This is a genomic window from Pseudomonas ceruminis, from assembly GCF_021602025.1.
GTDB classification, from domain to species: Bacteria; Pseudomonadota; Gammaproteobacteria; order Pseudomonadales; family Pseudomonadaceae; genus Aquipseudomonas; species Aquipseudomonas ceruminis.
Genome location: NZ_BQHW01000001.1, coordinates 21,968 through 44,353, shown reverse-complemented (window position 1 = coordinate 44,353; position 22,386 = coordinate 21,968). Strand labels below are relative to the sequence as shown.

The following is a 22,386-nucleotide window of genomic DNA, read 5'->3' as shown; positions in this document are numbered from 1 at the left end:
CAGTCGCTAAGCGGCCGATACAGGCAAAAAAAAAGCCACGAGGTCACCCCCGTGGCTTTCGATCACAACACTGCCGCTTACAGCGCCATGTCGTTCTCTGGCTTGCTTTCAACCGGCTGGGTAGCACCGGTGCTGGTGCCGACGCTCTGGTCGATCACCGGCGGCTTCTCCAGCTGCAGTACTTCAGCGGTGTAGTTCCACTCTTTCTGGGTGGCAGCAGCCGAATCGTTGAGCTTGGTGCCGTAGCTCGGCACGATCTCTTTGATCTTGGCTTGCCACTGCGGGGTGGCCACTTTCTCTTTGAACACGGTTTCCAGCACGTTCAGCATGATCGGCGCTGCGGTCGAAGCACCTGGCGATGCGCCCAGCAGACCCGCGATGGTGCGGTCTTCGGAGGCTACGACTTCAGTACCCAGCTTGAGCACGCCGCCTTTTTCTGCGTCACGCTTGATGATCTGCACGCGCTGACCGGCCTGCCACAGCTTCCAGTCTTCCTTCTTGGCGTTCGGGAAGTAGGTGCGCAGTGCATCGAAACGGTCTTCGTCCGACAGCATCAGCTGACCTGCAAGGTACTCGACCAGCGGGTACTGCTCGATACCGACCTTGGTCATCGGCCATACGTTGTGCAGGGTGGTGCTGCTCAGCAGGTCCAGGTACGAGCCGTTCTTCAGGAACTTGGTCGAGAAGGTGGCGAATGGCCCGAACAGGATCACGCGCTTGCCGTCCAGCACTCGGGTGTCCAGGTGCGGTACCGACATGGGTGGCGCGCCGGTGGAGGCGATGCCGTAGGCCTTGGCCATGTGCTGCATGGCAACGGTCGGGTTCTCGGTTACCAGGAACGAGCCGCCAACCGGGAAACCTGCGTATTCCTTGGCTTCAGGAATACCCGACTTCTGCAGCAGCTTCAGCGCGCCGCCGCCGGCACCGATGAACAGGAACTTGGCGTCGGTGGCCGACTCGGTACCGTCCTTCAGGTTCTTGTACTCGACGTGCCAGGAGCCATCCTTGTTGCGGGTGATGTCCTGCACTTCGCTGGACAGCTTCAGGTCGAAGTTTTCCTGGGTCTTGAGGTGGCCGACGAACTGGCGGGTGATCTCGCCGAAGTTGACGTCAGTACCAATCGGGGTCCAGGTCACGGCCAGCTTCTGGTTAGGGTCGCGGCCTTCCATCATCAACGGGACCCACTTGGCGATCTGCGCGTGGTCCTCGGAGTACTGCATAGGGCGGAACAGCGGGCTGGCCTGCAGCGCCTCGTAGCGCTTCTTGAGGAACTTGATGTTGTCATCGCCCCAGACGAAGCTCATGTGCGGGGTGGTGTTGATGAACGAGTGCGGGTTCTTCAGCACGCCCTGGCGGACCTGCCACGACCAGAACTGGCGGGAGATCTGGAAGGCTTCGTTGATTTCGATGGCCTTGGAGATGTTGACGTTGCCGTCTTTGTCTTCCGGGGTGTAGTTCAGCTCAGCCAGCGCGGAGTGGCCGGTACCGGCGTTGTTCCAGCCGTTGGAGCTTTCTTCGGCGACGCCGTCCAGGCGCTCGACCATCTCCATCGACCAGCTCGGCTCCAGCTCGTGCAGCCACACGGCCAGGGTGGAGCTCATGATGCCGCCGCCGACCAGCAGCACATCGACTTTCTTGGTTTCTGCGGCGTGCGCTTGCATGAAGCTCGCAGCGACAGCCAGACCCAGCAAGGTCTTGCCAGCTTTCTTGAACATTGATCAATTCCAGTCTGTAGAACGGAGGACGGGCCTGTGGCTGACCCAGGTGCTTCGTGTTCTTCCGCGCAGGCTTTTTGTGATCATTGTTCAGCGACTTAAAGAACCAGAAAACGACCCAGGCTTTTGTCGAATTGACCGACAGGCTGAATCGTTTCGTTGATTGTATCTGAAATGCCAGCACAAACAAATTGCGTGGCTCGAGGCAAGGCGGCAGGTTGTCTCATGCGCATTTCGCTGTGCAATACGCCGATTGCAGTATTTGGCCGGCACCCCTATATTGCGAGCATTTCTCATTCGCACCCAGTCAGCGCTTGCGCCGGATGCCGCCGTGGTTTCGATACCTGAGTTGAACAACTCGATCCATACCCTGTACCAGAGCCATTCGCGCTGGCTGCTGGGCTTTGTGCACCGGCGCCTGGGTAATCGCCCGGATGCAGCAGACCTGGTGCAGGACACCTTCGTGCGTCTGCTGCATCGCCCGCGCCAGTTCGATGGCCAGGCGGGTGAGCGCTCGTACCTGGCAACCATCGCCCGCGGGCTGTGCATCGACCACTGGCGCCGCCAGAAGCTGGAGCAGGCCTGGCTGGAGCACCTGGCGTTGCAGCCCCCTGCCCTGCAGCCGTCCCCCGAGCAACGGGCACTGATCGTCGAGACCCTGCACGAGGTCGACGCCCTGTTGCTGCGTTTGCCCGCCAGGGTGCGTCAGGCCTTCCTGCTGGCCCAGATCGACGGCCTGGCCTACCGCGAGATCGCCTTGCACATCGGTGTCAGTGAACGCATGGTCAAAAAATACCTGGCTCAGGCATTGCTGCACTGCGCCATCCTCGAGGCCGAACTCGACGGCTTGCTGGTGGAGTGACGCCATGACCACACCGGTGCAGAAACTCAGCCATGCCAGCCTGCAGGAAGCCGCGCACTGGTACGTGCAACTGCAGGACGAGCACGCCGGCCCGCAGGTGCACACGCAATGGCAACACTGGTTCGACCAGCACGGCGATCACCAGGCGGCGTGGCTCTACGTGCAGCGTGTCGGCCAACGCTTCACCCCCTTGCAAGCTCAAGCCACAGGCGCCGGGCGGGTGCTGCGCGAGCATGATGCCCGTCGCTTCAGCCGGCGCACCGGGCTCAAATCGTTGCTGCTGCTGGGTGCCAGCTCGCTGATTGGCTGGAGCGCCTGGCGCGGGGCGCCGCTGTCAGGCTGGAGCGCAGACCTGGCCACGGGCATTGGCGAAACCCGTGAAGTGCGCTTGGCAGACGGCAGCCAACTGTGGCTGGGCGCACAGAGCGCCGTGGACCTGGATTTTTCAGTACTGGCACGGGTGCTGAACCTGCGTTTCGGCGAGCTGTTGCTGGAAACCGCCGCCGATGCGCAACGCCCTTTCCTGGTCGATACCGCGCAAGGGCGCATGCAGGCCTTGGGTACGCGCTTCGCCGTGTGCCAGCAAGGCCAGCGTACGCGGTTGGACGTGTATGACGGCGCGGTTGCGGTGTGCACGGCGCTCAGCGGTGAGCGCAAGATCATCCAGGCCGGCCAGCAGGTGGACTTTACCGCCCAGGCGATCAGCGCTGCGCACCCGGCAAAAAGCGCTGGCCAGTCATGGATTCACCAACGCCTGAACGCCGAGGACATGCCCCTTGAGCGGTTGCTGCAGACCTTGGGGCGGTATCGCCATGGCCATCTGGGCTGGCACCCCGACGTCGCCCAGCTGTCGGTCATGGGCGCCTTCCCGCTCGACGACACCGACCGTGCCCTTGAGCTGCTTCAAGCGGCGCTGCCGGTGCGCGTGCAACGCCTGACACCTTGGTGGGTCAGTGTCGAGCCGGCCTGAGTACCTGGCGGAAAAAAAGTGAAGTAGCGGGTTCCCTTTTCCCCCGTTCGTTCGGTTTACCCCTTACCAGACGCTCAACATCACCGTATCGATTCCAGGGACCCGCATGCCGACGCCTTTCCACTCCGCGTTTCGCCTGGCGCTTGCCGCGCCGTTGTTTGTTTGCGCCACCGCGCCATTGATATTGCCGATGACGCCGGCCTATGCCGCGCAGGTCTCCAGCAGCGAGACGACGTTCAACATCGCCCCCGGCTCGCTTACGGGTGCCCTCAACCAATTCAGCAGCCAGGCCGGCATTTACCTGGCCGGTAGCAATGAACTGGCAGCGGGCAAGACCAGCCAAGGGCTGCAGGGCCGTTACAGCACCGCCCAGGGCCTGGCGCGCCTGCTCCAGGGCACCGGGCTGCAAGCCGTGCCGCAAGGTAACGCCGGCTATGTGCTGCAACCTGCCGCCGATGGCGGCGCACTGCAATTGGACGCCACTGCGATCAACGCTGCCGCCGAACTGGCCAGCAATGGCCAGGGCGACACGGGTTACCGCGCCGTTTCCAGCGCCACGGCCAGCAAGACCAACAGCGCCCTGGCCGACACACCCCGCTCGGTTTCGGTGGTGACCCGCCAACGCATGGACGACCAGCAATCACAGACGCTGACCGAGGTGCTTGGCTATGTCCCCGGGATCTTCTCGCCGCCCTTTGCCGGTGGCGACGGGCAGGCCGGCGACCTGTTTTTCATCCGTGGTTTCAATGCCACCGACTATGGCTATGGCCTGCTGCGTGATGGCCTGCGCGTACAAGGCAACCGCTACGACACCAGCAGCGAACCTTATGGCCTGGAGCGGGTGGAGGTGTTCCGTGGCCCAACCTCGATCCTGTACGGCGAGAACGCACCCGGTGGCGTGGTCAACCTGGTGAGCAAGCGGCCCACCGCCCAACCCCGCGGCGAAGTGCAACTGAGCTACGGTTCGTATAACCGCCGCCAACTGGGCGTCGATGTCTCTGGCCCGCTGACCGATGAGGGCAATATTCTTGGCCGCCTGGTGATGATGGGCCGCAAGTCCGATACCCAGGTTGACCATCAGCCAGACGACCGCCTGTACCTGGCGCCGTCGCTGACCCTGAACGTCGACGATTTCAACAGCCTGACCGTGCTGGCCACCTACCAGCGCGACCGCACGCTGATGGAGCTGGGTTACCCGGCCGCCGGCACCCTGCTGCACAACCCCAACGGCAAGATCGCCAAGGACCAATTGTCAGGCAACCCGAACTGGGACAACTTCGAGCGCGAAACCTGGAGCCTGGGCTATGCGTTCAGCCACCGCTTCAACGACACCTGGCAGTTTCGCCAGAACTCGCGCTACCTGCAGTCGCGCATCGACCGCCAGGAAACCTGGCCAGGCAACCTGAACAATGGCGGCTTCGGAACCACCCTGAGCAACCAGGCCTACGACCGCTATAACAAGTCCATCGCCTACTCGCTGGACAACCAGTTCGAAGGCCACTTCAACAGCGGCGCGCTCGAGCACACCGTGCTGCTCGGCGCGAGCCTTGACCGCACCTCGTTCAACCAGAACTGGGATGCTGGCAACGGCGGCACCATCAACGTGTTCAACCCGGTATGGAACGGCAAACCGACCACGCCGTTCCCTGTGCAGAACGCCTTGCTCGAACAGACCATGTACGGCCTGTACAGCCAACTGCAGACCAAGGTGGACCATTGGGTGCTGCTGCTCGGCGGGCGCCTGGACCGGGTCAACAGCCAGTTCCGCAACAAGGCCGGGACCCTCAATGCCCAGGCTGACATGGACAGCTGGGACAGCGATTTCACCTGGCAGACCGGCGTGATGTACCAGTTCGACAATGGCCTGTCGCCGTACTTCAGCTATTCCACCGCCTTCGCCCCGACCCAGCAGACCGAAAGCAAAAGCGGCGCCCTGGACCCGACCACCAGCGAGCAGTACGAGCTGGGCATCAAGTACGAGCCCAAAGGCTGGAACACCGCCTTCACCGCCTCGGTGTACGACCTGCGCAAGCAAGATGATGTGCTGTTCGACGCCACGGTGGGCGACTACCGCCAGATCGGTGCCAGCCGGGCCAAGGGCGTGGAGCTGGAGCTCAACAGCGACCTGAGCGAAAACCTCAACCTCACTGCGGCCTACACCTACACCGACTCACGTATCACCAAGGACGTGGCAGGCTCGCTGTACGAGGGCCACCAGATGACCGGCGTTCCGCGCAACCAGGCCTCGGTGTGGAGCACCTATCGCTTTCACGACGGCTTGCTCAAAGGCCTGCAGCTCGGCGCGGGCGTGCGACACTTCGACAGTACCTTCGCCTACACCCCGACCAGCCTCTACGGCAAGCTCGACACCGGTGACGTGACCTTGGTCGATGCCAAGGTAGGCTACACCCTCGACGAGCACTGGTCTGTCGAAGTCAATGCCCGCAACCTGTTCGACAAAACCTATGTAGCTGGCTGCAACAATGCCGGGCGCTGCTACTGGGGCGAGGAACGCAGCTTGCTGGGCACGGTTTCGCTGCGTTGGTAACGCCCTAAAACAAAAACCCCCGGGCATTTGCATGACCGGGGGCCTTGGATCAGGTCGCAAGCGACCTGATCAGGGTATCGCCAAGATTACTGCGGCTGAGGCAGTTTATCGATCGGGCCGCAGCCACCGATGACCTTGGAGATGGAAACCGACGGGTGGAACAGGTAGTCGTACGAGCAGTTTTTCTGCTGGTTGTAGACTTGGCCAGTGCAACCGGACAGCAGGGCTACGCCCGAAACGACAGCAACGGCGACAGTGGCTTTGAACAGCTTTTTCATACTAAGTCCTTTAAATACAACGTGAAACCATCCTTCTGATGGCGGCCGGATGATACAGAACCGTTACTTTGGATCCAAGCTTTAAGCGCAACAGATGACTGTGCAGTTGAAAAGCCGGCCGGCGCGCACGATAGTCAACCTCTGTGCCTCTGCCCTGCCCCTACAGGAGTTCCCCATGCTCGGCGTCACCGACTACAGCGCATTTGTCATCGCCTTCATCATCGTGCTGGCCATCCCCGGCCCGGGCAACTTTGCCCTGATCACGGCCACCGGCAAGGGCGGCATCAAGGCAGGCCTGGCCGCAACCTTCGGGGTGATCCTCGGCGATCAGGTGTTGCTGTGGCTGGCAGTGGCCGGGGTGGCAACCCTGTTGGCGGCCTACCCTGCCGCCTTCCATGTGGTGCAGTGGGTCGGTGCGGCGTACCTGGCCTACCTGGGGCTGCGCATGCTGCTGAGCAAACCCGGTGGCGCGCCGCGTGCAAGCCGCATGGACAACGGGCACTACCTGCGCCAGACGATGATGATCACCTTGCTCAACCCCAAGGCGATCATGTTCTACATGGCGTTCTTTCCACTGTTCGTCGACCCGGTCAAACACCAGGGGTTGGTGACCTTCGGCTTTCTCGCAGTGACCGTGGCAGTGGTGACCTTCCTGTATGGCTTGATCGCAGTGGTGCTGACGCACCAACTGGCTGAACGCATGCGGGCCAACCCGCGCATCGCCAACCTGTTCGAGCGGTTGGCGGGGGCGTGCCTGGTGGGGTTTGGCATAAAGCTGGCGGCGATGCGCTGAGGGCCGTGAACGCCGGATGCGTGGATCAGCCCTGCGCCCGAAGAAACAATGCAAACAGCTCGGATTGGGATTTGATCCCCAGCTTGCTGTACATGTGCTTGCGATGCACCTTGACCGTTTCCGAGGAGATTGCCAGTTTGCGAGCAATCTCCTTGCTCGAACAGCCACTGAGCATCATCCGCCCAACCTCAAGCTCCCGTGCCGTGAGGGGCGTCTCCAACTGCTCGACCGTGTCCTCCAGGCGGCTCTGCCAACGGGGTGCCGGTGGTGGCGTTTCTGCCAACGCGTCAGCCTCGAAACTCATGCGCTGGCGCATCGTGGCCGCTACCCAGGGCCTGAGCAGCTCCAGCAGCGCAATCTGCGTCGGGCTGAACGGTAATCGGCTCCCGAGCGAGAGACACAGGGTGCGCTCGGCATCGAGCTGGACGTTGTACTGCACCTCGTCGGCGACCACATTCAGGCGGAAGTAGCGCTGATAGTAGTCGGTCTGCTCGAAGCATTCCGGGGCCACCTGGGCCAGGTGAACCAGGCCGCTGCCCGGTGCATCGCGGGTGGCGATGTAGAACGGGTCGAGAATGTACAACCCCTTCAGGTAGTCCTGGAACAGCGGATCCGGCCCGCCCGCCTCGCCGGGGCATTCTGCGAAGACCTGTGGTCGCCCATCACTGAAGAGCAGCACCACCCAGCTGTCGAATTCGACGTACTGGCCCAACAAGCGTACCAGCCGCAACCAGAAGCCAGGCTGATCGAGCGTTTCGATCAGTTGGCCAACCGAGCGATGCCACGCGATGTCCTGCATTGTAAGGTCCATATCTACCCCCGTTGGGTTACCACGTGGGCGTAATTACCCAGACCCGCGCGACGGCGGCATACTCGCTCGACACCCCGTGTCAGTCCGTCGCGCATTCTGACCTGTTTTCGTCGAACGGTCATGTGAGCAGGGCCGTGGCTTCAACAATAATATTGCGACAGCGTTGGCCCGCAATCAGGAGTACAAATGAAGGTAGAACTCATCCAATTGGCAGGTCGCGACGGCGACACTGCCTATAACCTGGAGCGCACCCTCGCCGCGATCAATGCCTGCTCGCCAGGCACCGACCTGCTGGTGTTTCCAGAAACTCAGCTGATGGGTTTTCCCTCTGAGCAAAACATCGCAGCAATCGCAGAACCCCTGGACGGCCCTACCCTCAGCGCGGTCGCCCAAGCGGCGAAAGCGAAGGATGTCGGCGTTGTCGTTGGGCTTGCCGAAGCGGGCGAGGACGGCCTGTACTACAACACCACCGTACTCATCGGGCCAGACGGCGTGCTGCTCAAGTACCGCAAGACCCACCTCTGGGCGTCCGACCGCGGCATCTTCACCCCAGGCGATCGCTATGCCACGGCACTGTTCAAAGGTGTGCGCGTGGGCATGCTGATCTGCTTCGATATCGAATTCCCCGAAAGCGCCCGGGCCCTTGGCCAACTTGGCGTCGAGCTGATCCTCGTCACCAACGGCAACATGGACCCGTACGGCCCGACCCACCGCACCGCCATTTGCGGGCGTGCGATGGAAAACCAGGCGTACGCCGTGATGGTCAACCGCGTGGGCCCGGGAGATGGCGGCCTGGTGTTCGCAGGCGGCAGTGCGGTGGTCGACCCTTATGGCCAATTGCTCTGCGAGGCCGGGCGCGAGCCCTGCCGGATCGAATTTGAAATCGACCTGGCACGTGTACAGGCCTCGCGCGAGGACTACAGCTACCTGGCAGAACGTCGCTTCGAACTGCCCGGCAAGTTGGTCGAGCATCCTGGCGGCTTGCGCGAGTTGCTGATCGAAGGCCGCTGACCGCGGCCCCTTCCCCACTGTTCTTCTAAGCGCGCCAAGGCAACGGACGAGCCTTGGCGACTATCGACTCCATAAAAAACACAAACCGGAGATCAACATGGCCCAACTGAAGCGAACCCTTTCGCTGGGTGCGGTGACACTGTTCGGCATCGCCTACATGACCCCAATCATCGTCCTGGGCACTTTCGGCATTCTTGCCGATACGACCGGCGGCTCGGTACCTTCCGCGTACCTTGCCGCCTCCGTTGCAATGCTCTTCACCGCACTGAGCTATGGGAAAATGGCCGCAGCCTTCCCCGTGGCCGGCTCGGCTTACACCTACGTGAGAAAATCCATCAGCCCGAAGCTAGGGTTTCTGGCGGGCTGGGCGGTGTTGCTCGACTACCTGTTCCTGCCCATGGCCATCTGGCTTATTGGCGCAGCCTACCTGCACTCGGCATTCCCCAGCGTGCCGAATTCAGTGTGGGTGCTGAGCTTCATTGCCGTCACGACGGTCATCAACGTTATCGGCCTGCAACTGGCGAAAACGGTGAACAGCGTGCTCATGCTGCTGCAGTTCCTGGTACTGGCAGCATTCGTGGGCCTGGCCATCCATTACGCAACCGGCGACCTCAGCCAGCCCTTCTGGTCACTCGCACCGTTCTACCAGGAAGGCCTGCAACTGCCGCTGGTGATGAGCGGCGCCGCCATCGCCTGCTACTCCTTCCTCGGGTTCGACGCCGTCAGCACGCTGACCGAAGAGACCCACGAGCCGCGTAAAACCATCCCGCGGGCCATTCTGCTGATCACCCTGATTGGCGGTTTCATCTTTATCGCTGCCAGCTACTTCGTGCAGTTGGCCCACCCGTCCACAAACTTTGCCAATGCCGACTCTGCCGCTTATGAAATCGCCCGCAACATTGGCGGTGACATCTTCGTCAGCTTCTTCCTCATTGGCTTGATCGTCGGCCAGTTCACCTCTGGCCTCTCGGCCCAGGCCAGCGCCTCCCGCCTGCTGTTCGCCATGGGACGCGACGGTGTCTTGCCCAAGTCCTTCTTCGGCCGGCTCAGCGAGCGTTTTGGCACACCGGTCGGCAGCGTCGTGCTGTGCGGTGCGGTAGCCCTGCTGGCGTTGCGCATGGACGTGACAACCTCGACGTCCTTCATCAACTTCGGCGCCTTCCTGGCATTCAGCCTGGTGAATCTGTCCGTGATTTTCCATTACTGGATTGGGCAGAAAGCGCGAGGGGTAAAAGCTGTTATCGGGTACCTGCTCTTCCCGCTGATCGGCCTGACCTCAGACCTGTGGCTCATGGCGAGTCTCGACCACATGGCGATTTACCTCGGCCTGGCGTGGTTGGCCATCGGCGTGGTCTATCTGGTGGTGCTGACCGGTGGTCTGCGCCGGCAACCGCCTGAGATGCATTTCGAAGAAGCTTGAACATAGGCGGCTGCTCACGGTTTTCCCCCAAGCCCCAGGCGAGCGATGTTTGCCTGGGGCTTGGGCGTCCAACGGGTGTGCACCCGGCATTTGAATGTGTTCGCGGGTTTCGACGACTTCACTGATGGCGCAGAAATACCACGTTGTTCAACGGCCTCAGAAGTGATACTTGACCAACAGGCTGGCCGTATTCTGATCAGTGGTGAAGAACTGCGAGTCTTTTATGCCGTATTTATCAGACCAGTAGTCATATTCCAAACCCACATATAAATGCCTGGCCTCGTAACCCATTGCCTTGCCAAGGTCGTACTTGAGCTGCGGGTTGAAGTGCAGATTCGCGTGATAGTCCGACTGGTTACGACGGCCCGAGTTGGCCGCCTTGTTGTTCACAACCCAGTCCATGAACCCATCGAACAGAATGTCCGAGTTACCCACGGGAATGGTAATGGCCCAGGACGGCGTCACTTGCCACGCGCCGGATGGCGCGCGATTACCGTCGGGCTTGCGGTAATAGACATTCAGCTGGAAGTAATCGAAGCCGGGGATGGCCAGGTCAAAGCCAGGGCCGAGCAGGTAAGTCTCGACATCCCCCTCCCCAAATTCGTAGGTACTGGCCAGCAGCACATCCTTGAGCGGGCCCCATGACAGATCGGTACCCGTGATCTTGCCCAATGACAAACGCGGGCTGAATTCGCCGTAAACGCTGCGCTTGCCATTGCTGTCGCTGCCTTTGCCGTTGTAGTTGATCTGGTCGACAAAGAACCATAGGTCGCCCCACGTCCAGGTGCTTGCACTTTCGAATGTGAAGGTCTGCTGGATGGGTGGATCGACCTTGAAGTTTTTCCCCCACAGGTACGTCAGGCTCTCGTTATGCCAGATCAACGGCCCTTCGTTCACTACCGGCCCTGGTGCCAGGTCCTTTCCTCCAGCCAGGGCATGACCGGCTGTCAATAACCCACCCGCGATCAGTAGGGAAGCAAGGGGACGTTCCATGTTCAGGCGCCTGACATTCGGAGTTCGGAACATATTCAGTAGTTTGCCTGGCGCGCTATGTCAAATTCCGCTGTGCCCGCGTTTAATAAAACTGCCGACACCACCACAGAACGCAGAAAAGCAGCCTATTGGCCTAAGTTGGCATCGCGTACATGTCTGCTACCCTCATTGCGGACAGAACATTCGTTCCTGTGTGAGCGTAGGGAGATTTACGCGATAACAGCAGTCCGTTCCTTACCTTATGCACTGCCGACCTGGCTTATGACTGCAAAAAGGAGAGAGCAATGGCCAACCCAGGACTCCAGTTAGGAGGGCCGAAGGCGTGGTGGGTGTGGGCGCTCGCTGTCGCTTTCGTGATTTACCTGTTCAGCGTTCAGACTGGCTACTCGATCGTTAACGCAGACATTCAAAAGAGCATATCGCTGTCAGTCACTCAAGTAGCGGCCATCGCCGCAACTTACACGTGGGTCTTTGCGATCAGCCAGTTTTTCGGTGGCGCGCTGCTCGACAGGTTGGGGGCGCACAAGGTGCTTCCGGTGTCCATAGCGCTGGTGACCATCGGTGTATTCATCTTCGCCAACGCATCCTCTTACACCATGCTGATCGTGTCGCAGTTCGTCATGGCGCTGGGCGCCTGTACCGGGTTCGTCGGTGCCGGATATATCGGTGGGCAGTGGTTCGGCATGGCTAAATTCAGCCTCATGTTCGGCTTGGTGCAATTCTGCGCATCGTTGTCATCGGCCTTTTCCGTCAATGCGTTGCAGTTCGCACTCAATGAATGGCCGTGGCGTGAACTGTTCAACTACGTCGGCATTTTCGGCATCGGGCTGACCGTGCTGGGGTTCATTTACCTGCGTAACCCGACACCCGTCGAAACCCACGAAGCTGGCGGGGTTGGGCGCTTCGTCTCGTCGGTACTAGGGGCATTGCTTGAAGTGGCCAAGATTCCCCACGTATGGATCAGTGCGCTGATTTGCTCTGCACTGTTCGGCAGCCTGCTTGCTGCTGGGGTGGTGTGGACGCCCAAACTGATGTTGACCCTTGGCGCGAGCCCGGAAACAGCAGCCTTCAGCGCTTCGCTCTTGTGGCTGGGCCTGGCGGCCGGTTGCCTGGTGTTGCCGGCGCTGTCTGATCGTACGCGTCGGCGCAAGCCGCTGATCATCGTAGGCTGCCTGGTGCAGTTGGTCTGTGCCGCGGTACTGCTCTACGTACCCGGTATCCCTGTGCCAGTAGCCATGGCCATCAACTTCGTGTTCGGTTTTGCCAACTCAGCGCACATGTTGACCTTCAGCTCGGCAGCCGACGTGGTCCCCCCTCAGTTAATCGGGACGTCCGCCGCCTTCGTCAATGGCCTGGCATTCATTGCGGGCGGCTTCATGATTGCCGCACCGGGCGCGCGGGTTGTGTCGGGTGAGGCCGCAGGCCTGACGGAGCACACCCTTGCCCTGGCCGAGTACGCCGTTGAGCCGCTGTTGATCGCGCTGGCCGTGGCATCGGTTCTGGCAATCATCATGCGCGAGAGCTACCCCCGCGATACCACATCGAGCAAGGAGGGTGATCATGTCGACAATCAAAGCGCTGCGAGCTGACCTTGTAACCTTCACAGGTGACCCGTTCCTGAAGGCGACGGATGAATGCCTGCAGTTCATTCAGGACGCCGTGGTGGTCATCACCGATGGCCTGATCACCGACCTTGGCCCCGCGGCGGAGGTGCTAGGGCGGCTACCTGATGGCGTGGTGCCCGAACATTACCCGGACGCGATCATCTCGGCCGGCTTCATCGACACCCACGTCCACTACCCGCAGACAGAAATGATCGGTGCCTATGGTGAACAGTTGCTGGAGTGGCTGAACACCTACACCTTCGTGGCAGAGCAGCGTTTCGCCAGCCCCGAGCATGCAGAGCGGATTGCAAAGGTGTTCCTGCGCGAGCTGCTCAGGGCCGGGACTACCACCGCTGTGGTCTATTGCACCGTTCATCCGCAATCGGTGGATGCGTTCTTCACAGAGTCGAGTCGCTTCAACACGCGAATGGTCGCTGGCAAAGTCCTGATGGACCGCAATGCCCCCGAAGCACTTCTGGACACAGCCCAGCGTGGGTACGACGAAAGCAAGGCGCTGATCAACCGCTGGCACAACCAGGGGCGGCAACACTACTGCATTACCCCACGTTTCGCGCCTACCAGCACCGAGGCCCAGCTGGAGGTGTGTGGAACCCTGGCCCGAGAGCACCCGGATGCCTTCATCCAGACCCATCTTTGCGAGAACAGGGACGAGATCAAGTGGGTGCTGGAACTGTTCCCTGCGCGCAAGAGCTACCTGGATGTGTATGCCCATGCAGGGCTGGTCCGGGATCGGTCAGTGTTCGGGCATGGCATCCACCTCACCGAAGCGGACTTCTGCACCTGTCATCAGACCGGGGCAGCGCTTGCTCACTGCCCTACCTCTAACCTGTTCCTCGGCAGTGGGCTTTTCCGCCTGTTTGATGCGAAGGATCCCAAGCGCCCCGTGCGCGTTGGATTGGGAACTGACCTGGGTGCTGGAACCAGCTTCAGCCAACTTCAAAGCCTCAATGAGGCGTACAAAGTTGCCCAGATGAACCAGACCAAGCTCAATGCCGTTCAGGCTTTTTACCTTGCGACACGCGGTAGCGCCGAGGCGCTCTGCCTCGAAGACCGTATCGGTACGGTTGCAAAGGGTTATGAGGCTGATCTGGTCATTCTCGACAAGAAGGCCACGCCGCTGCTCGCCTTCAGAAGCGAGTTTTGCAAAGACATCATTGAGCAGCTGTTCGTGCTCATGATTCTTGGCGATGACCGGGCAATCAAAGCCACGTATGTTGCTGGCGAGAAAGTCTACAGCCGCGAAGGGGTATCCGGAACGTTCACCTATCCAGCCTAGGGAGGCTCACGGACATACAGATCGAGGGCAGGCACCCTGCTGTGTTCGCCGTCGATGATCCCATCACTGGTAAGACGCCGCACTATCGTTGCCAATGATAGGCGGAAAAACAAAAAGCCCCTGATTTCTTCTTCGAAATCAGGGGCTTTTCGCTTCACATGTATGGCGGAGAGATGGGGATTTGAACACGTCCAGCCTTCTCATTGGAACAAATGAGCACACTGAGCTCGTTTTCAACGCATCGAACGACGGCCGCCAGGCCGACGACAAGGGCACAAGAACTACGGCCGCGCTGACCATCAGACAACTTTTACGTCAATGGAAAAAAGAACGAACCTCGACTCATCGTCTCGTTCAAAGATTTTAATTTCCACCGGCATTCTTGTGAAGGAAGGAACCACACTCGTTGCAAACAATTGAATAACCAAAGGATTGATGCTCTCTACCCGAACTGAAACATAGTTAACTAGTTCAGTATCGTGAACGCGGCGGCCGGCAGGGATACTCACCCCGCCGTAGACGCAAGCAGCCTCAAGCAGCACGGGCTTGCAAGGCAGCGCAGGGAGCACAGTCACTGTGATCGCCTGCGGTTCCCCGCCACGCGTGACCGTTAAGGGGCCTGACGACGTCACCTGCTGGATCTTGTACGGTTCGGACGATTTATCGGTAAAACGCAGCTTATCTGTCATTGGATTGGTTCCTGTCAATCACTCTGTTTTTTATTCCATCCCCAGCTAGGGGCTCATATTTAGTAGAGGCGAAGTCTCTTGAACCAGCAACTGGCATTTTTGCTAGGTGGGTGTCAGAAGGCCTATTAAAATCATATGAACAACGCTCCCGCTTACGTGTGTAGTGGTCTAATGATTCCGGACACCCATTTAGGCGAGAATGCTCGCCACAGAGAGGTGTCCGATGACCAAGCAACGCCGTACCTTTACCCCTGAGTTCAAGCGCGAAGCCGCCTGCCTGGTGCTCGATCAAGGCTACAGCCATGCCGAAGCGGCCCGTTCGCTCGGCTTGGCGGAATCGGCCCTGCGTCGGTAGGTTAATCAGCTTCAGCAGGAGCGCGGCAGCGTTACGCCGGCCAGCAAAGCGTTGACGCCAGAGCAGCAAAAAATCCAAGAGTTGGAAGCCCGGATCACGCGCCCTTGAACGCGAGAAATCTACTAAAAAAGGCTATCGCGCTCTTGATGTCGGAAGATCTCGAGCGTACGCGCTGATCCGCCAGCTCAGCGACCATGAGCCCGTTGATTGTTTGTGCGAAGTGTTTGAAGTCACTTGCTCGAGTTACTACGCACATCGTCACAGAAGGCGAACTCCGGACGTTGAACGACTGCGGTTGCGCAGTCGAGTAAATGAGTTGTTCACGCGAGGTCGAAGTGCGCCCGGCAGCCGTACCATCATGGCAATGATGCAAGAAGAAGGTGAGCAAATCGGGCGGTTCAAGGTACGCAGCCTAATGCGTGAGCTGGCGTTGATCAGCAAGCAGCCAGGATCACATACGTACAAAAAGGCCACAGTGGAGCGGCCAGATATTCCTAATACCTTGAACCGAGCGTTTGATGTCGAAGCGCCAAATCAGGTCTGGTGTGGAGACATCACTTACGTCTGGGCACAGGGCAAATGGCACTATCTGGAGTTGTACTGGATCTCTACGCACGCAGAGTGGTGGGCTGGGCCTTATCAGAGAAGCCGGATGCAGACTTAGTCGTCAAAGCGCTGGACGTAGCTTACGAACAGCGTGGAAAGCCTCAGGGGTTGGACTCACGAGGACTAAGACGGCCTCCTCAGAGCAAAAAATGCCCTAGTTCTGCGTTAAGCCATCCAGCAGAAACAACAAAGCCCCTGAAAACATTAACGTTTTCAGGGGCTTTGTGCACTTCGCGTATGGCGGAGAGATAGGGATTTGAACCCTAGGTACTGTTGCCAGTACAACGGATTTCGAATCCGTCCCGTTCGACCACTCCGGCATCTCTCCAATGCCGCGCATCATACCAGCGAATTCTGAAAACGCAAACCTTTATTTTCAAAAAAATCGCGTGGTATCAGGCGCTTGCGTGAACGTGCGCCTTACAGCGGCACGCCCAGGCGCTTGGCAACTTCTTCGTAGGCTTCGATCACGTCGCCCAGACCTTGGCGGAAACGGTCCTTGTCCATCTTCTTACGGGTTTCCTTGTCCCACAGGCGGCAGCCGTCAGGGCTGAACTCGTCACCCAGGACGATCTGGCCGTGGAACACGCCAAACTCCAGCTTGAAGTCGACCAGCAGCAGGCCTGCGTCGTCGAACAGCTTGCTCAGCACTTCATTGACCTTCAGCGACAGCTTCTTCATCTCGACCAGCTGCTCGGCAGTGCCCCAGCCGAAGGCGACAACGTGGGATTCGTTGATGAAGGGGTCGCCCTTCTCGTCGTTCTTCAGGAACAGCTCGAAGGTGGAAGGCTCGAGCTTGATGCCCTCTTCCACACCCAGGCGCTTGACCAGGCTACCGGCGGCATAGTTACGCACCACGCACTCGACCGGGATCATGTCCAGCTTCTTGACCAGGCACTCGTTGTCGCCCAGCAGCTTGTCGAACTGGGTCGGCACGCCGGCTTCTTCGAGCTTCTGCATGATGAAGGCGTTGAACTTGTTGTTCACCATGCCTTTACGGTCCAGTTGTTCGATGCGCTTACCGTCGAACGCCGAGGTGTCGTTACGGAACAGCAGGATCAAGCGGTCGGCGTCGTCGGTCTTGTAAACCGATTTGGCCTTGCCGCGGTAGAGTTCTTCGCGTTTTTCCATGATTGGGCTCCGCTTGCTTGAGGTGTTGGGCTAGGCGATTTCGCGCCAGTCGAGCCCGTGTTCCTGATTCGCCACCTGGAGCCAGTCAGGGTCGCACCCTAGGGTGTCGACGAAGCACTGGCGGGCCAGATGTGGCAGGTTGTTCTTGCTGCTGAGGTGGGCCAGCACCAGGTGTTGCAGGTTGCTCCAGCCCAACTCTTGCACCAGGCGTGCGGCCTGATGATTGTTCAAATGCCCCTGCATGCCGCCGACCCGCTGCTTGAGGAAATACGGGTAGTGCCCACGCGCCAGCAGGTCGCGGCAATGGTTGGCCTCGATCAGCAGGGCGTCCAGGCCCTGGTAGCGCTCCAGCAACAAGGTGTCGTAAGAGCCCAGGTCGGTGAGCATGCCAAACCGTCGGCGACCATCGCTGATCACATACTGCAGCGGCTCGTAGGCATCGTGCTCGACCCGTGCTGCATGCACTTGCAGGCTGCCAATGTGCAGGCTGTCGCCACAAGCGAGAAAACCGGCCGCTTCCACCGGCTTGCGCATACCGCGCAACGTGCCTTGGCTGAGGTAGACCGGTACATTGTAGCGCCGCGACAACAGGCCCACCCCATGCACATGGTCGGCATGTTCATGGGTGACCAGCACCGCGCTCAGTTGAGCCGCCGACACACCGAGCAGCGCCAGGCGCCGCTCGGTTTCACGCAGGGAAAAACCGCAGTCGACCAGGATGAAGGTGTCATCACTGGCGATCAGCGTGCCATTTCCCTGGCTGCCGCTTCCGAGTACCGCGAAGCGCACTTAGCCCAGGTGGTCCTGAATGGCGCTCAGCACGCGGCGAGCGACATCGGCCGGGGCCACGGTGTTGATGTTCTTCTCGACGGTGACCTGCACGCTTTCGCCGACCTTGCTCAGGCGCACCTGATAACGCTCGGCGCGGGCTTCACGCTCTTCCTTGGTCGGTGCGCTGCCGAACAGGCGGCTGAAGAAGCCAGGCTCGTTCTGCTTGTCTTCAGGCTTTTCCGACAGGTTGATGTAGTACAGGCCCAGGCTGCGGTTGATGTCCTCGACGCGCCATTCGCCGCCCTGCTCGAGGGCGCGGCCCACGCTGGACCAGGCACGGTCCAGGTCGGCGCCGAGGAACAGCACCGGGTTGCCGCTGCCGTCCTCGCTCAGGCTGACACGGCTTGGAGCATCGAAGTCACGCGCGGCCAGCAACGATACCGAACCGCCCTTCTCGGCGCTGCGGTTCATGCTGGCGAGCAGCTCGTCAACCAGCAACGCGTCGGCCCCGGTATTGCTGGAGGTGGACGGGAATGCCGGGTCGGCTGTGCTGCCAGCCGGGCGTTCGACGCTGACGATGTACACCTCGGAGGTGTTGCGCTGCACGCCAGGCTCCATGCGCACACGTACACGCACTTCGCTCTCGCCGCTGCTGGAGGTGCTGGCCAGGCGCTGGCCGAGCGATGCCGACAGCTCATCGAAACGCTGCCAGGAGGTATTGAATTCGCCGGTCTGCGGGCGTTCTTCAGCGATGCGGAAGCCGTTGTCCTCGAAGAACTGACGGGCCACCGGCCAGACTTCGGCCGGCGAACGCTGGGCCAGCACCCAACGGCTGTTGCCGCTGCGTTGCAGGCTGAAGTCGCTGACTTGCGCACCAGAAGCCAGCGGTTGTGGGCGCGGCACTTCGAATTCGCCGGTGGCGTGGTCGTCGGCGACGTTACGGGGGATTGGCAGCAGCGGGTCAAGGCGCTTGACGTTGCTGGCGTCCGGCGGCAGCTGCATCGGCGCGGTGGGATGCGCCTGCAGGTAATCGCTGCCGCGGTCGCGGAAATAGCCATCCTCGCCCCACAGCCAGCCACACCCACTGGTGCTGGAGATGATCAGGGCGAGCGCGGAAAGACCAGCCAGTCGCTTCATGCGGTGTACTTCCTCGATTAAACCAGTACGCCGGACGTGCGCAGGGCAGTACGGACTTTTTCGTGACAGCCTTCGCTCAGCCAGGTCAGCGGCAGGCGAATACCCTTATGCATCAGGCCCATTTCCACCAGAGCCCACTTCACCGGGATCGGGTTGGCTTCGCAGAACAGGTCTTTGTGCAGGGGCATGAGTTTTTCGTTGATCGCGCGGGCCTTCTCGGCATTGCCCTCAAGGGCGGCCTCGCACAGATCGGCCATTTCGCGCGGGGCGACGTTGGCGGTGACGGAGATGTTGCCCTTGCCGCCCAACAGGATCAGCTCGACCGCCGTCGGATCGTCGCCGGAGAGGACGATGAAGTCCTTGCTCACGCCGTCGAGGATGGCCTTGGCACGGGCCAGGTCGCCGGTGGCTTCCTTGATGCCGATGATGTTAGGCACGCTCGACAGGCGGATGACGGTCTCGGCCTGCATGTCGCAGGAGGTGCGGCCGGGTACGTTGTAGAGGATCTGCGGGATATCGACGGCTTCGGCAATGTGCTTGAAGTGCTGGTACAGGCCTTCCTGGGTCGGCTTGTTGTAGTACGGCACTACCAGCAGGCAGGCATCGGCGCCAGCGTTCTTGGCGTTCTGGGTCAGGTGCACGGCTTCGGCAGTGGAGTTTGCACCGGTACCGGCGATCACCGGCACGCGGTGGTTGCTGCGCTTGACGCGCTCGACCACGTGCTTGATGACCAGGATGTGTTCTTCGACATCCAGCGTGGCGGACTCACCGGTGGTGCCGACAGCGACGATCGCGTGGGTGCCATTTTCCAGGTGGAAGTCTACAAGTTTGTCGAGGCTGTCCCAATCAAGACGCCCTTGTGCATCCATGGGTGTGACCAATGCCACCATACTGCCCGCAATCATGTAACTGCTCCTGCCGGAAAAAGAGAGCGGTAATGGTACTGGGGGCATCGGCCTTGCACAAGCGAAGCAGGCGGGCGGAGCATTCCCCTCGGCGCCTTATTTCGCTACCCTTGATCCTTTGATCGGTGCAGCGCGGCCCGCCGGGCCGTCGACCTTGCTCCCCGGCCAGCGTCCACGTCCTCGCATGCGAGCCCCGGGCCCTGCCGACAGGAGGCTTTCGCCCGTCCTGTGCCGACCGCTCATCGCTTTAGGAATGCTGCATGTCCACCCCCACCGTCCGCGAACAATTCCTTGTCATCAGTGCCCTGGGCCCCAACCCCATGGAGCTGGCCAACGTCCTCAGCCGCGCTGCCTTCGAAAACCGCTGCGCGGTCGTCACCTCGCGCCTGAGCCGCCATGGCGAGACCAGCGCCCTGGTATTGCAGGTAGGCGGTAGCTGGGACGCCCTGGCGCGCCTGGAGTCCACCCTGCCGGGCCTGGGCAAGAAGCACGGCCTGACCCTCGATGTGGTGCGCAGTGCCGACCAGGAGGTACGCCCGCAGGCCTTGCCGTATGTCGCCTATGTCAGCGCCGCCTACCGCCCGGACATCATCAACGAGCTGTGCCAGTTCTTCCTCGACCACCGCGTCGAGCTCGAAGCCATGACCTGCGACACCTACCTGGCGCCGCAGACCGGTAGCAGCATGCTCAACGCCCAGTTCACCGTGATCCTGCCGGCCGGCACCCAGATCAGCTGGTTGCGCGACCAGTTCCTGGACTTTGCCGACGCCTTGAACCTGGACGCGCTGATCGAACCCTGGCGCCCACAGAACCCCATGTAAGGAAAGCACCCATGGCAGTAGCACTCGACCAACCCGTCGCCGACTTCCAGGCCCAGGCCACCAGCGGCCAGACTGTCAGCCTGGCCGAGCTCAAGGGCCGCCAGGTGGTGGTGTACTTCTACCCCAAGGACAGCACCCCCGGCTGCACGACCCAAGGCCAGGGTTTCCGTGACCAGCATGCAGCCTTCGAAGCGGCCAACACCGTGGTGTTCGGCGTGTCGCGCGACGGCATCAAGTCGCACGAGAACTTCAAGGCCAAGCAGGGCTTTCCGTTCGAGCTGATCAGCGACAAGGACGAAGCGCTGTGCCAGCAGTTCGACGTGATCAAGCTGAAGAAGCTCTACGGCAAGGAATACATGGGCGTGGACCGCAGCACCTTCCTGATCGACAAGGAGGGTGTGCTGCGTCAGGAATGGCGCGGGGTGAAGGTGCCAGGCCATGTGGATGCCGTGCTTGCCGCAGCCCAGGCGCTGAACAAGGCTTGAGATCGGCTTGACGCTTCTTTGCCGGTAGACCCGCTCCCACACGACCTGCACGTGGTGCAGTACCTGGGGAGGCGGGCTTACCCGCGAAGAAGACAGCAGAGCGCTAGAGTATCGGCGCCACCGCTGGCTCCTGCCGCGGCCAGGCATCGAGCACCGCCTTGATCAGTGTCGCCAGCGGGATCGCGAAGAAGATCCCCCAGAAGCCCCACAGTCCGCCAAACAACAGCACCGCGCAGATGATCGCCACCGGGTGCAAGCTCACCGCCTCGGAGAACAGCAGCGGCACCAGCACGTTGCCATCGAGCGCCTGAATGATCGCGTACACCGTCATCAGGTAGATGAACTGGTCACCCCAGCCCCATTGGAACAGCGCAATCAGCGTGACCGGCACAGTCACCACCACCGCCCCCACGTAGGGCACCACCACCGACAACCCTACCAGCAGTGCCAGCAGCGCGGCGTAGTTGAGCCCCAGGCTGATGAAGGCAATGTAGGTGGCAATCCCGCAGATCAGGATTTCGATGCCCTTGCCGCGGATGTAGTTGGCGATCTGCCGGTTCATCTCGCTACCCACACGGTTGAGCAGACTGCGTTGGCGTGGCAGGTAACCGCTGACCCAGCGACCGATCAGTTCACGGTCCTTGAGGAAGAAAAACACCAGGATTGGCACCAGCACCAGGTAGATCATGGCGTTGACCAGCAGGGGCAGGCTCGACAACGAGAAGGTCAGTGCCCACTGGCCGAACTTGCCGATCTCGCCACGCACCGATTCGATGGCATGCAATACCTGCTCATCTGATACCAGGTGCGGGTAGCGCTCAGGCAACAGCAGCAACAACGACTGCCACTTGCCCAGCATGCCCGGCAGCTCGTTGAACAAGGTGATCAACTGATGCCAGAGCAACGGCACCAGCACCAGCAGCACCACCGCCAGTGCACTCATGAACAAGGCGAACACCAGCATGACCGCCACCCGCGTCGGCACCCGGATACGCTCCAGGGCATTGACCAGCCCTTGCATCAGAAATGCCAGCACCATCCCCGCCAGCACCGGCGCGAGCATGCCGCCGAGGGTAAGTACTGCAGTAAATGCCAGGAACAGCAGGACCGCCAGCACCACTGCCTCCTCGTCGGAGAAGTAGCGATGCATCCAGTCGCGAAGCACTTTGAACATTGACGTTCCT

20 protein-coding genes, 1 tRNA gene and 1 pseudogene are annotated in these 22,386 nt (G+C 60.7%); 11 read left to right on the top strand and 11 right to left on the bottom strand.

Annotated features, from left to right (window positions below; translation table 11 throughout):
* Positions 1 to 77: 77 nt before the first annotated feature.
* A complete protein-coding gene (mqo, locus tag L6D80_RS00195) occupies positions 78 to 1,715 on the bottom strand; it encodes a malate dehydrogenase (quinone) (protein ID WP_054902033.1) in 1,638 nt (545 codons plus the stop codon).
* Between the two features lie 331 nt (positions 1,716 to 2,046).
* Here mqo and L6D80_RS00190 point away from each other — a divergent pair, with 331 nt between their 5' ends.
* From L6D80_RS00190 to L6D80_RS00180, 3 genes are all read left to right on the top strand, one after another.
* Positions 2,047 to 2,577 carry a sigma-70 family RNA polymerase sigma factor gene (locus tag L6D80_RS00190; RefSeq protein ID WP_176513282.1) on the top strand — a complete coding sequence of 177 codons (531 nt, stop codon included), beginning with the start codon at positions 2,047 to 2,049 and terminating at the stop codon, positions 2,575 to 2,577.
* Positions 2,578 to 2,581: 4 nt separating this feature from the next.
* The gene (locus L6D80_RS00185; protein ID WP_176513280.1) at positions 2,582 to 3,547 is read left to right on the top strand and encodes a FecR domain-containing protein; all 966 of its coding nucleotides are present in this window, start codon (positions 2,582 to 2,584) and stop codon (positions 3,545 to 3,547) included.
* 106 nt (positions 3,548 to 3,653) lie between these two features.
* On the top strand, positions 3,654 to 6,095 hold the full coding sequence (locus L6D80_RS00180) for a TonB-dependent siderophore receptor (RefSeq protein ID WP_176513277.1): 2,442 nt from the start codon (positions 3,654 to 3,656) through the stop codon (positions 6,093 to 6,095).
* An 86-nt stretch (positions 6,096 to 6,181) separates the two neighbouring features.
* Here the strand turns inward: L6D80_RS00180 and L6D80_RS00175 are convergent, their stop codons facing one another.
* Positions 6,182 to 6,373 (bottom strand): DUF4223 family protein, encoded by a 192-nt coding sequence (locus L6D80_RS00175; RefSeq protein ID WP_008097338.1) that lies wholly within the window; start codon positions 6,371 to 6,373, stop codon positions 6,182 to 6,184.
* Positions 6,374 to 6,548: 175 nt separating this feature from the next.
* Here L6D80_RS00175 and L6D80_RS00170 point away from each other — a divergent pair, with 175 nt between their 5' ends.
* Positions 6,549 to 7,166: a LysE family transporter gene (locus tag L6D80_RS00170; protein ID WP_054902037.1), complete on the top strand. Its 618-nt coding sequence runs from the start codon at positions 6,549 to 6,551 to the stop codon at positions 7,164 to 7,166.
* 25 nt (positions 7,167 to 7,191) lie between these two features.
* On the opposite strand, the gene L6D80_RS00165 is transcribed toward L6D80_RS00170, so the two are convergent.
* On the bottom strand, positions 7,192 to 7,977 hold the full coding sequence (locus tag L6D80_RS00165; RefSeq protein ID WP_054902038.1) for a helix-turn-helix transcriptional regulator: 786 nt from the start codon (positions 7,975 to 7,977) through the stop codon (positions 7,192 to 7,194).
* Positions 7,978 to 8,163: 186 nt separating this feature from the next.
* Here L6D80_RS00165 and L6D80_RS00160 point away from each other — a divergent pair, with 186 nt between their 5' ends.
* On the top strand, positions 8,164 to 8,988 hold the full coding sequence (locus L6D80_RS00160; protein WP_176513275.1) for a carbon-nitrogen hydrolase family protein: 825 nt from the start codon (positions 8,164 to 8,166) through the stop codon (positions 8,986 to 8,988).
* A 97-nt stretch (positions 8,989 to 9,085) separates the two neighbouring features.
* The gene (locus L6D80_RS00155; protein WP_054902040.1) at positions 9,086 to 10,408 is read left to right on the top strand and encodes an APC family permease; all 1,323 of its coding nucleotides are present in this window, start codon (positions 9,086 to 9,088) and stop codon (positions 10,406 to 10,408) included.
* 156 nt (positions 10,409 to 10,564) lie between these two features.
* Here the strand turns inward: L6D80_RS00155 and L6D80_RS00150 are convergent, their stop codons facing one another.
* Positions 10,565 to 11,401: an outer membrane protein OmpK gene (locus L6D80_RS00150; protein WP_176513273.1), complete on the bottom strand. Its 837-nt coding sequence runs from the start codon at positions 11,399 to 11,401 to the stop codon at positions 10,565 to 10,567.
* Between the two features lie 284 nt (positions 11,402 to 11,685).
* On the opposite strand from L6D80_RS00150, the gene L6D80_RS00145 reads away from it, so the two are divergent.
* A complete protein-coding gene (locus L6D80_RS00145; RefSeq protein ID WP_176513271.1) occupies positions 11,686 to 12,990 on the top strand; it encodes an MFS transporter in 1,305 nt (434 codons plus the stop codon).
* Positions 12,962 to 14,302 carry a guanine deaminase gene (gene guaD / locus L6D80_RS00140; RefSeq protein ID WP_176513270.1) on the top strand — a complete coding sequence of 447 codons (1,341 nt, stop codon included), beginning with the start codon at positions 12,962 to 12,964 and terminating at the stop codon, positions 14,300 to 14,302. The genes L6D80_RS00145 and guaD overlap by 29 nt, the downstream gene beginning before the upstream one ends.
* Before the next feature lie 299 nt (positions 14,303 to 14,601).
* Here the strand turns inward: guaD and L6D80_RS00135 are convergent, their stop codons facing one another.
* Entirely contained in the window at positions 14,602 to 14,991 is a 390-nt protein-coding gene (locus L6D80_RS00135) for a hypothetical protein (RefSeq protein WP_176513268.1), read from the bottom strand.
* Between the two features lie 223 nt (positions 14,992 to 15,214).
* On the opposite strand from L6D80_RS00135, the pseudogene L6D80_RS00130 reads away from it, so the two are divergent.
* Positions 15,215 to 16,063, top strand: a pseudogene (locus tag L6D80_RS00130) (IS3 family transposase); the annotation flags it as partial.
* Between the two features lie 127 nt (positions 16,064 to 16,190).
* Here L6D80_RS00130 and L6D80_RS00125 read toward each other — a convergent pair.
* From L6D80_RS00125 to dapA, 5 genes are all read right to left on the bottom strand, one after another.
* A tRNA-Ser gene (locus tag L6D80_RS00125) sits at positions 16,191 to 16,280 on the bottom strand.
* Between the two features lie 92 nt (positions 16,281 to 16,372).
* Positions 16,373 to 17,083: a phosphoribosylaminoimidazolesuccinocarboxamide synthase gene (gene purC / locus L6D80_RS00120; RefSeq protein ID WP_003254733.1), complete on the bottom strand. Its 711-nt coding sequence runs from the start codon at positions 17,081 to 17,083 to the stop codon at positions 16,373 to 16,375.
* 30 nt (positions 17,084 to 17,113) lie between these two features.
* Positions 17,114 to 17,872, bottom strand: coding sequence for an MBL fold metallo-hydrolase (locus L6D80_RS00115; RefSeq protein ID WP_054902608.1), 759 nt, complete (start codon positions 17,870 to 17,872; stop codon positions 17,114 to 17,116).
* Entirely contained in the window at positions 17,873 to 18,991 is a 1,119-nt protein-coding gene (bamC, locus tag L6D80_RS00110) for an outer membrane protein assembly factor BamC (protein WP_176513266.1), read from the bottom strand.
* Between the two features lie 17 nt (positions 18,992 to 19,008).
* Positions 19,009 to 19,896, bottom strand: a complete 888-nt coding sequence (gene dapA / locus L6D80_RS00105; protein ID WP_054902610.1) for a 4-hydroxy-tetrahydrodipicolinate synthase — start codon at positions 19,894 to 19,896, stop codon at positions 19,009 to 19,011.
* 260 nt (positions 19,897 to 20,156) lie between these two features.
* On the opposite strand from dapA, the gene L6D80_RS00100 reads away from it, so the two are divergent.
* On the top strand, positions 20,157 to 20,717 hold the full coding sequence (locus tag L6D80_RS00100; protein WP_003254741.1) for a glycine cleavage system transcriptional repressor: 561 nt from the start codon (positions 20,157 to 20,159) through the stop codon (positions 20,715 to 20,717).
* Positions 20,718 to 20,728: 11 nt separating this feature from the next.
* A complete protein-coding gene (locus L6D80_RS00095; RefSeq protein ID WP_054902611.1) occupies positions 20,729 to 21,202 on the top strand; it encodes a peroxiredoxin in 474 nt (157 codons plus the stop codon).
* A gap of 103 nt (positions 21,203 to 21,305) precedes the next feature.
* Here the strand turns inward: L6D80_RS00095 and L6D80_RS00090 are convergent, their stop codons facing one another.
* Positions 21,306 to 22,376, bottom strand: coding sequence for an AI-2E family transporter (locus tag L6D80_RS00090; protein ID WP_054902612.1), 1,071 nt, complete (start codon positions 22,374 to 22,376; stop codon positions 21,306 to 21,308).
* Between the last annotated feature and the right edge of the window lie 10 nt (positions 22,377 to 22,386).